A 10,274-nucleotide genomic window follows, 5' to 3' on the forward strand; every position below is an offset into this window, starting at 1 on the left:
CATTTTCGCTTACCTTATGAATCCTGATTTTTTTCTCTAAGCCGTTATTTTAGGTATAAAAAAAGGCCAGCATCTCTGCTGGCCTTTTTTACAAAATTTAACGGAGAATTATTCTACCGTGTCGATATCTAGTACCGTTTGGATTGGATCTGCAATCTTTGGTGTATTACTAAAGCCACGTAAACCCACCACGTGTACGTGTTCACGATCTTTGAAAATCTTACGTACCAGTTTGTAGGTTGTACCCTTTTCAGGACTGATATTTTCAGGTGCCGCAATCAGTAACTGCATGTCTAAGCGTTCACATAACTCAAACAATGTTGCGATTGATTTAGCATCAAGTCGTGCCGCTTCATCCAAGAACAATAGCCGACAAGGAATAATATCTTTACCACGTAAGCGACGAGATTCTTCTTCCCAGCTTTGAACAACCATTAATAGAATTGCCTGACCAGTACCAATCGCTTCACCCGTTGATAGCGCGCCAGATTCCGCCTGTAGCCAACCGTCTGTACCACGGTTAACTTCAATGCTTAACTCTAGGTAATTACGGTAATCTAACAGCTCTTCACCCAAGATCTGCGGTGAACGTTGACCCATATCGATATGTGGATTCAAACGCTGGAACAGCTTCGCAATCGCTTCAGAGAATGATAAACGGTTATTACCGAATAGATCGCTATGCTGATCTTTATTCTCAACAAGTCCTGCAAGCAATGATTCATGCGTATCACGTACTTTAACGTTTAGACGCACACCATTTACCTGACCAAAACCAATACTTTGTAAGCCTTGGTTTAGCATACGAATACGGTTTTGCTCACGCTGGATTGTTTTACGAATAATATTCGCAACAGAATCTGAACTGATCGCTAAACGTTGTTCACGAGCCGTTAGCTCTTCAGTTAAACGACCGAGTTCTGCTTCCATTTCTTCGATAGCTTCAACCGGATCGTCGGTACGAATAATATCGTGACGAATACGCTCACGTAGATGCTGGTACACTGCGATGTAGAATAGAACTTTACGTTCAGGACGCGTCACATCTTCTGACGCACGTAACGCATCACGTAAATCTTCGTTATCCGCAACCGCAAGACGCAGTGAACCTAGCGCTTTATCCGATAGCGAACGTAGTTCATCTGCCGACATATACGCCATTTCACGACGGTGTAAACGACGTTCAACATCGCTTTCACGTGCTAAACGTAATACCGCGCACCAACCCGCTTTCGCGTTAACCACTAACTTACGGAAGTCTTGGTAATCTTTACCCACTTTACGTAAACGCTTCACTAACGACTTCATTTCAAGTTCGATAGAGGTGGTTGATTTTTCTAACTGGCTACGGCGACTACGTGAACTGTGTAAACGCTCATTGAGTTCATCACGACGAATACGTGCACGCTCTTCTGCTTCAACATCGGCACGTACACCTAGCTCTTGCAGTTCACGTTCAAACTCTTGAACAGTTTCCATCTTCGCTTGGTGCGAGCTCTTCAGTGACGCCATTAACTGGTTGTACTGGTTCGCTTGTGCGCGCGCTTGTTTTAGACTTTCACGGCTGCGACCACGCGCTTGTTCTGCGGTTGCCAGTTTCGCTTTAAGCTGCTCGTTTAGCTCTGAACTCTTACTCAGTAGCTCTACCGCATCGGCATAACTAAAGTAGTGACGACGTTCGGCTAAATCAGCTACTGCGAAGATCAGCGTCTTCAGCTCTTGTAGCTTCTGATCCGCCGCTTCGTAATCAGCTTGTAGCGCATCGAATTGCTCGGGATCAGCATCCAGTGCAGACACTAATGTTTCAAGCTCGGCTAACGCTTTTCCATGACGGTCAAGGTAGTTACGTGCTTCATCCATTTGTGAAAGTTGTTGTTCAACTTCTTCAAAACGTGCACTTAGCGTGTCATCTTCAAGCAGTGTTACCACTGGGTTTAATTTACCCAGTAATGCAAGACCTTCACGTGCTGCCGCTAACTGGCTACGCTGTTGTTGCTCTTGCGCTTGTGATTCAGATAACTGACGTGCAATTTGGTTACGTTGATCACGTGCTTGCTTTAATTCTACTTCTGGATCTGGGTTAAATGCCACAGACATGTGCGTTGCTACAAAGCTATTGAAGCTTTGGTACAAACGCTGAAGTTTTTGTGAATCAAACGATGCTTTTGCGTGATCTTCTACAACTTGATCTTTCTCATCACGTAAGAACTCTAAACGTTGTTCACGTGCTGCGCGACCAAATAATGGCATTTCTGGGAAACGTGAATAACGCAGTTGGCGATCGTTTAAGTGAACACAAACCGCATCTTCTAGTTCATCAACATCAAAGCCACTGTCATCGAATGAATCCGCATCACCTTCGATGATGTAAAGATCATCTGGGCAATCATCTAGCGAGACTAATTTTTCTTTAATGCCGTTAAGATCAGGGACAATAATCGCGTGTCGTGCAGGGCCATACATCGCACTGAAATATGGTGCATCATCAATAGTGATATCGTCATAAACTTCAGATAACAGCGTACCGCCAAGAGTATCGGCTAACCCACGTAAACGTGAATCATCACTACCACCAGGCTGTGCTAAACGTTCAATATCTGCATCAAGTTGCTTCTTACGTGCCGCTAATTCATCACGTTGGCGCGAAGCTTCACGCTCGTTATCCAACGTTAGCTGCATTGCATCCATTACCGCTTGGCTGCTTGAAAGCTCGGCATTGGCTTGCTCTGCTAATTTTTCAAGCGCATCAGAAGCTGCAATCCATGTTGGTGCTTGCGATTCTAATGTCGCGATACGAGAAACTAAGCGTTGCTCGTCATGGCGCATGTCGTTACGTTGCTCAACCAGCGTTGCTTGATCTTGCTCTAGGCTTTCAAGCGTTGCTTCATGGCGCGCTTGCTCTTCAACTAACGCTAATTCGCTATCTAATGTGGTAGCGAATTTCTTGGTATACGTTTCTGCTAATTCAAGCGCTTGGCGTTGGCTACGAACACTGCGCTCTAAATCACGGTATTGCGATTTTAGCTGCTCACCACGATCTGAAATCGCACGAAGTTGACGACCATGATCAATCAATTCACGGGCTTTATTACTCGCATTAGCGCGATCAAAGGCACCTGCAATGGTGGTTATGATCGCTAAGCCTTTATCAAACTGTTGCGCCGCCGCTGACGACATATCCAGTTTGTGTTTAAGGGCTAATAACGCTGTTGTTTGAGTATCTTGCTGCTGTTTAAGCTGTGCAAGATACGGTGGCGCTTGATCAGGTAACATTTGATGATCGCCAGACAAATCACGCGCTTTTTCTAATGCCTGTACCGCTTGTTGGTACTGCAATGCACGGGTTTGCTGCATATCTAATGCTTGTTGGTAATCGGCTAACTGGGTTTTTAAGCTATCAACTTCTTCTTCCGTTAGCTGTGATTGTTCTTCGGCAATCGCAAGTTGCTCTGCCGCTTCTTCAACCACCATGACCTGCTCTTCAAGACGCTCAGTTAGCTCTTCAAGATCTTCTTTATAACGCTCGATTTTCTCAGCTTGACGTACTGCTGTTTGTACTAGCTGTAGGTGATCCGATGCGGCTTGATGATCTTGCTCTAACGCGCCTTCTTGCTCGGTCAACTCATCCAGCTCTGCAGTCATGTTATTTAACGTAGACTGCTGATCGATTAAGGTTTGGCGTGAGCCCATTAGCTCACCACGTAAGCTTAATGTTTGCTCTAGTTTCTTCTGACGCTCGTTAGCATGACGCATATAATCGGCAGCAACATAGTTCGTTGCTTCTGAGATCAAATGCTTAAACAAGTCACGGTCACGCTGAGTCAGTTTGATCGCTTCTAATGTCGAACGGTTTTCACGCAGTGCCGCTTCCATATCTTGGAAGGCTTTTTTAACACCGGTGTTGTGCGGTAATAGGTAATCACGTAATGAACGTGTGATCGCACTAGAAATACCACCGTATAGCGATGCTTCAATTAAGCGGTAGAACTTAGAACGATCTTGGCTGTTACGTAATTTCTTCGGTAACACGCCCATTTCAAACATTTGAACGTGGTAATCAGTTACCGAGTTAAATGCTTTAAATTGCACGCCTTCATATTGTGAAACAATGTCTTTAACATCATTAAGCTGGCGAACACGCGCTTGATTTTCAGATAGTGTTTCAATTAACACATCAGTTGGTTTGATGTTTGAAGGCAAGCCTTGAATTACGAAAGGTTTAATATCAACTTTCTTATCACGACCCGCGACTTGCTGTAATTTTACAGCAAAGATAATGCGTTGTTTCTTCGAGTTAACCACATCAAGCGCGGCATAACAGGCACCCGGCTTCAATTTACCGTGAAGGCCTTTATCGCGTGAGGCATTTGAGCTTCCCGCTTCCGTTGTATTTCGGAAGTGAAGTAGGCTTTGATCAGGAATGAGTGTGGTAATGAAAGCAGCCATGGTTGTTGACTTACCTGCACCGTTACCACCTGAAAGCGTTGTCACCAAATTATCAATGTCAAAGGTACGCGCAAAGAAGCCGTTCCAGTTGACCATGGTGAGCGATTGATACTTACCGCGTTCCATTAAATACTACTCTCCTGTTCCACTTGTTGTGCATCTGCATTTTCAAGTGATTCTTGACTGTCTTGTTCGATATCGTCGAGCAAACTTGATTGGCTTGGTTCTTGATGATGCACGACGGCTTCACCGTCACGGATCAAGCGTAGCTGCGCTTCACGTATATCATCACCGGTTCGTACATCGGCACCAAAACGGAATACCGCTTCACTAATACGGAATTTACCGTGATCACCAATTGGAATTAACATCCCTATACGACGTAAACGACGCAATGATGTTTTCACTTTATCGAACAGTTTTTCACGATCAAGATCTGAACCTGTTGCGCGGTTAGTCACTAATTTCATTAGCTTTTGTTCATCAGCTAATGTCACTAACTCGTCAAACAACTCTTGGTTGGTAAAAATACCTTCGTGCGCTAAACGCTCTGGGCTTAGGTAAAGGAAACACAATACTTTACCCACCAGCATGTCGATTTCTGACAATACAGAACGACCAATCAATGAGGTTGAACGTGGGCGAAGGTATAAAAAGCCTTCTGGCGCACGGACTAATTCTGCATTATAACGCTTGTAAAACATGCCGAGTTCTTGTTCAAATTCGATCAAAAAGGCATGGTTATCTAAATCTTCACTAGAAATATGGCGACCTGAACGGAGCGCGTTATCCAGTGCTGGGAAAAGTGGATTAGCAATTGCTTTTGCTAAATTTTCCGGCATGAATTCTTCAATATTTGTCAATGACATGAGCTTGTACCTTGGCTCCGTATTCGTTAATTGCTTCCCAATCCGGCTGAATTGCATTGAAGTCAGCCTCTGAGTATCCCATTCTTACTGCTTGATCAATCACGATTCTTGCCAAATCAAAATGCTGGGCAAATGGGTGTTGAGCCAAATAATCTTTGAGCAGTGAGCTTAGGTTGATGGGTGCGCCTGTCGCTTTGTGCGCTTTTAGCATTGCTGCAACTTTTTCAGCCAATATATCATTAACTAAGTCGAGCTCTTCAAATTCCATCTCAGCAGGAACAATACCTGTTACTTCATCGTCACGAAGCACTAATGCTTCATCACGCATGTCTAATAAACGTTCAGCGTCTGCATAGGTCAATAACCATGGCGCATCAAAATAATCAGTAACCGACTGGCGTAAACGCTGACTAAATGCACGGTTCTTGTCCATGTCTATCGCGGTACGAATAAACTTATGAACATGGCGATCGTAGCCAATCCATAAATCAATCGCTTGCTGACCCCAACTGATAATGCGATCCAGTTTTGCTTGAAGGATATAAACCATCCCATCAACATAATCTAAATCATCACGACCTTGTGTGGATTCTTGAATCGTAAGTAACTGCGTTTGTAGCTGATCGCCTGCCGCTTGTAGTGTGTCTTGAAGCTCTTTTAACGTCGCTGACGTTTCATCAAGTAACTGCTCACAACTACTGATTGCTGCGCGCCAGTCTTGGTTTAGCAACTCAGCAATATCGACTTTTACTTGCTGCTGTTGTTCATCCATGGTGCGCTGGTTTAAATCGATGCGATCGAATATTTCAGCTACTGAGTATTTCAATACGGCATGGACATTTTGACGCCAGTGTTTTTCATCACCGTCTTCTTGTGCCGCTGTTGCTGCTTTATTGATTTCGTCTGCCACCATTGCTAACTGGATAGATAGCTTGAGCGTTGAAAACTCTCGTTGGCGAACGTAATAATCAGTAATGCCTAACGCTAATGGGCTTAAACGATAAATACTAGCGCCATCAGTTACTTCACTAGTAAAGCGTGAAATTAATCGCTGTCTTACCAATTCATTAATGGCGTTGTTGGCGCGAAATGCCAGGGTTTCTTTGGATTGGCCGAACATATCACTTACTATGCGAAATGCGTCAACCAGTTCTCCTTCCCCTAATTCTTCATCAAAGCGATCACCGCTTAAAACGGCAATGGCTAACAAGAACGCCAGCCGTTCCGTTGGTAGGTTTAAAGCAAAATCATTTTGCTTTACCCAGTTAACCAACTCAGGAACCGTCTGGGTAACTTCACTCATCCCTTGTCCTTATTGCTGTTATTAGAGTTTGTCGTTGTTATGTGCGTTTCTTCAGCAAAAGGCTTACGGGCATACACATGAATATAACGCCCCAACGACAAAAACGGCTCTTGGCGACAAAGCTTCTGCTCCATCTCAAGAACCTGTTCAAAACTGTAGTCACCTACCATATGAGTTTGAATATAATCATGGAAGGTGCGAACCCCTGTTTTACCCATGATTTCAAACCCAGCATCGGTTAGGCACTGATAAACATCTTCAGGTTTTATCCCTTGCTGCGGCTGCAATTTAAAGCGCTTGCGATGCGGCATTCCTTGCTCAATATGAGTCAAGTTGCCACAAATTAAGTTTTTAAACAGTAGACCGTTGTAGTTATAAAACATCACGGAAATTGCACCGCCAGGTTTCACATTGTCTAATAGACCAGTAAGTACCTCGATTGGTTCAGCTAACCATTCCATTACTGCATGAAATAAAATTAAATCGACAGGTTCAGGTATGAACTCACCAATTTCCTGTACAGGACAATGCACTAAACGATATTGCTCAAGCAAACCGTTTTTAGCAATTTCTTGTTGAGCTAATGTCAACATTTCGCTAGAAAGATCACATAACGTTACTTGATGTCCAAGTGATGCAATTTTTTGTGATAATTGTCCAATACCTCCCCCTGCATCTAATACAGTAAGAGGTGATACACTGCTAAGCGAGGTAAGAATTTGTTCAATATCTTGCCAAACGACAGTTTGTCGAATTTGCCCTTTTGCTGTGCCATATATGTTTTCAGCGAACTTTTGCGCTAAATCATCAAAATTTCGGTCTTTGATCACGGCTGCTTTACGTTATGATAGCGAATCTAAAAAGTGACTCATTTTCTCACAAGCAGTAAAGGAATAAAGGCTTGTGATGCTTTTTCAAGCTCAACTGCTGAAATTTCGGACTACATTTCATGTTTGAATTAAAAAAATTAATCGCAACACTCCTTATGCCCCTCCCAGCACTGCTGATCATTGGGTTTATTGGATTATTGGTTTTATGGTTTACACGTAAGAAAAAACTGGCTTCGGGAATTATTGCATTCTCTTTTTTAGGTATTTTTGCCGTCTCTTTTCAGCCTGTTTCTACGAGTTTACTGCGACCATTAGAGCAACAATATCCCGCTTTTGTCGGCTCATCTAAACCTATCAATTTTGTGATGGTGCTTGGTAGTGGTCATGTGATCGATAAAACGTTTCCCATCACCTCTGAACTTTCACGTACTGCGTTAATGCGTTTAGTTGAAGGTATTCGTATTGCGCGAATGTATCCGGGATCTAAAATGATCCTCTCAGGTTACGGTGGTGGAACCGATATCAGTCATGCTCGTATGATGGCTAAAGTTGCCCTAGCATTGGGGGTGAGTAAGTCGGATATTCTGTTATTAGAAACAGCGAAAGATACATGGGAAGAAGCTCATCAAGCCGCTTCTGTTGTTGGTGATAAAAACTTAGTACTTATTACTTCAGCCAGCCATATGTCGCGTGCCTTGTATGAATTTCATCAAGCAGGACTAAATCCAATTCCAGCACCGACTAACTTTTTAGCGAGCAACAAAATTAAACAACCTTGGGTACGCTACGCGCCAAGTTCGCAGTTTTTATACCAAACTGAACGTTATTGGCATGAAAAACTAGGGAGTTTATGGCAACAATTGCGTACATTTCTTGCTAACCATAAAGAGCCAAGCACAGATGAAAACAATCATGATAGTGCGGATGCGTTAACAGTTGCAGGCTAAAACCATATAAAATGCCCTTATCGCCCAGTAAATCATTACTGGGCTTTTTTATGCCAACGTCACTTACCTTTCTTTTACTTTTCTAATTAGTCTTCGACGTATGACTACCATACATATAACCAAAAGCTATATGTATAAAACAATTATGCTAAGAAACGTCATAAAAAATGTATATGAAAAACGCTTTAACCACTATGATTCTTCTCCAATGAGAAACAATGATTGCTTAACATTTTAATTCCTAAATCTTACAAGCATCAGTTTATTTAACTGCGAATTATTGCTTTCTTATTTTTATTATATTGATAAATTAAAGGTTAGCAGTATGTATCAAATTATAAATTTAGCCGTGTTTACGCTACTGATCGCCTTGTTGATTAAGCAGCAGCGTACAGATAGCACCTTGTCGAAACGCGTTTTTACTGGGTTAATTCTCGGTGTCTTATTTGGCGCCTCTCTACAATGGTTATATCACCCACAAACTCCTGTCGTTAGCGACACTCTTGAGTACATTAATATTGTTGGTGCAGGTTATATCAGCCTTTTAAAAATGATTGTTATGCCCCTCATTATGGTTTCTATCATTGGCGCAATTATTAAGGTTAAAGATTCAAGTTCACTAGGCAAAATATCATTTCTAACCATAGGTGTTTTATTAGCAACAACCGCTGTCTCTGCTTTAATCGGCATAATGATCACTAACCTATTTGGTTTAACTGCTGATGGTATTGTGGAAGGTGCGCGTGAAATTGCTCGTGGTGAAGCATTACAAACACGCTTGGGTAGTATTGCGAATGTTTCGTTTGCAGACATGATAATTTCATTTTTCCCTTCTAATCCTTTTGCTGATTTAGCGGGTACTCGTCCTACTTCTACTATTGCAGTTGTGATTTTCTCTGCATTTGTTGGTATGGCTGGCTTAACGGTAATTAAAACAAACCCAGAGTTAGGCGCTAGCTTTGAAAAGTTTGTTAATGTTGCCCAGGAAATTGTTCGTACACTAGTACGTATGGTGCTGAGCTTAACGCCTTATGGTGTGATGGCATTAATGGCGAAAGTGGTTGCTGGCTCGAATTACAACGATATTCTAAGCTTATTAAATTTTGTTATCGCATCTTATGTTGGGCTTGGGTTAATTCTAGTATTGCATCTCGTACTCGTTAGCTTTGTTGGGGTCAATCCTCTGCGCTTTTTCCAGAAGATATTACCAGTACTAACGTTTGCTTTTACCTCGCGTTCTAGCGCTGGCACAATTCCGTTAAACATTGATGCTCAGGTTAAATCACTCGGCAATGGCGATGCGGTTTCTAACTTCTCTGCTTCATTTGGCGCTACGATGGGACAAAATGGCTGTGCAGGATTATATCCAGCGATGCTTGCGGTAATGATTGCGCCGACAGTAGGCATTAACCCATTAGATCCGAGCTTTATGATTTCTCTTATTGCCATTGTAACTGTCAGTTCATTTGGTATTGCAGGTATTGGTGGTGGTGCAACATTTGCCGCTCTTATCGTTCTTTCAACATTAGGTATGCCAGTTGCACTTGCAGGCTTGTTAATTTCTATTGAGCCTTTAATTGATATGGGAAGAACAGCAGTAAATGTTAGTGGGTCAATGACGGCAGGAACTATTACTTCTCGTATTTTAGGCTTAAATAAAACATCTGAGATAGATAAAGGGAAACAACCAAACGTTATTGATACACATGCTTAACCACAATTTAGTGAAGATCATTCTTGTGTTTACAAATAAAAATCACGGGTTGTTTTAATTTTTCACTATTCAATCAAAGATTACTTTTTTAGTAAAAAACATCAACCTTACACTTTAATAACACTATTTATTATTTAATTTTAATAAATAGTGTTTTTTTTATTC

Annotated in this window: 6 protein-coding genes; 2 read left to right on the forward strand and 4 right to left on the reverse strand. The window is 42.2% G+C overall.

The features are described 5' to 3' along the window. Positions 1 to 108: 108 nt before the first annotated feature. Genes mukB through cmoM form a run of 4 tightly spaced genes read right to left on the reverse strand, consistent with a single transcriptional unit; the run spans position 109 to position 7,448 of the window. Positions 109 to 4,572, reverse strand: coding sequence for a chromosome partition protein MukB (gene mukB, locus CTN01_RS07435; protein ID WP_045147917.1), 4,464 nt, complete (start codon positions 4,570 to 4,572; stop codon positions 109 to 111). After that, a complete protein-coding gene (gene mukE, locus CTN01_RS07440) occupies positions 4,572 to 5,315 on the reverse strand; it encodes a chromosome partition protein MukE (protein ID WP_045083001.1) in 744 nt (247 codons plus the stop codon). The genes mukB and mukE overlap by 1 nt, the downstream gene beginning before the upstream one ends. Continuing rightward, positions 5,296 to 6,618, reverse strand: a complete 1,323-nt coding sequence (gene mukF, locus CTN01_RS07445; protein WP_005367154.1) for a chromosome partition protein MukF — start codon at positions 6,616 to 6,618, stop codon at positions 5,296 to 5,298. Before mukF ends, mukE begins: the two co-directional genes overlap by 20 nt. After that, positions 6,615 to 7,448 carry a tRNA uridine 5-oxyacetic acid(34) methyltransferase CmoM gene (cmoM, locus tag CTN01_RS07450; RefSeq protein ID WP_005367152.1) on the reverse strand — a complete coding sequence of 278 codons (834 nt, stop codon included), beginning with the start codon at positions 7,446 to 7,448 and terminating at the stop codon, positions 6,615 to 6,617. The genes mukF and cmoM overlap by 4 nt, the downstream gene beginning before the upstream one ends. A gap of 119 nt (positions 7,449 to 7,567) precedes the next feature. Here cmoM and elyC point away from each other — a divergent pair, with 119 nt between their 5' ends. Then, positions 7,568 to 8,395 carry an envelope biogenesis factor ElyC gene (elyC, locus tag CTN01_RS07455; RefSeq protein WP_107188485.1) on the forward strand — a complete coding sequence of 276 codons (828 nt, stop codon included), beginning with the start codon at positions 7,568 to 7,570 and terminating at the stop codon, positions 8,393 to 8,395. 325 nt (positions 8,396 to 8,720) lie between these two features. Next, positions 8,721 to 10,109, forward strand: coding sequence for an L-cystine transporter (locus tag CTN01_RS07460; protein WP_045147919.1), 1,389 nt, complete (start codon positions 8,721 to 8,723; stop codon positions 10,107 to 10,109). The last annotated feature ends 165 nt before the right edge of the window (positions 10,110 to 10,274 follow it).

The sequence above is a fragment of the Photobacterium angustum genome, assembly GCF_003026365.1.
GTDB lineage: Bacteria > Pseudomonadota > Gammaproteobacteria > Enterobacterales > Vibrionaceae > Photobacterium > Photobacterium angustum.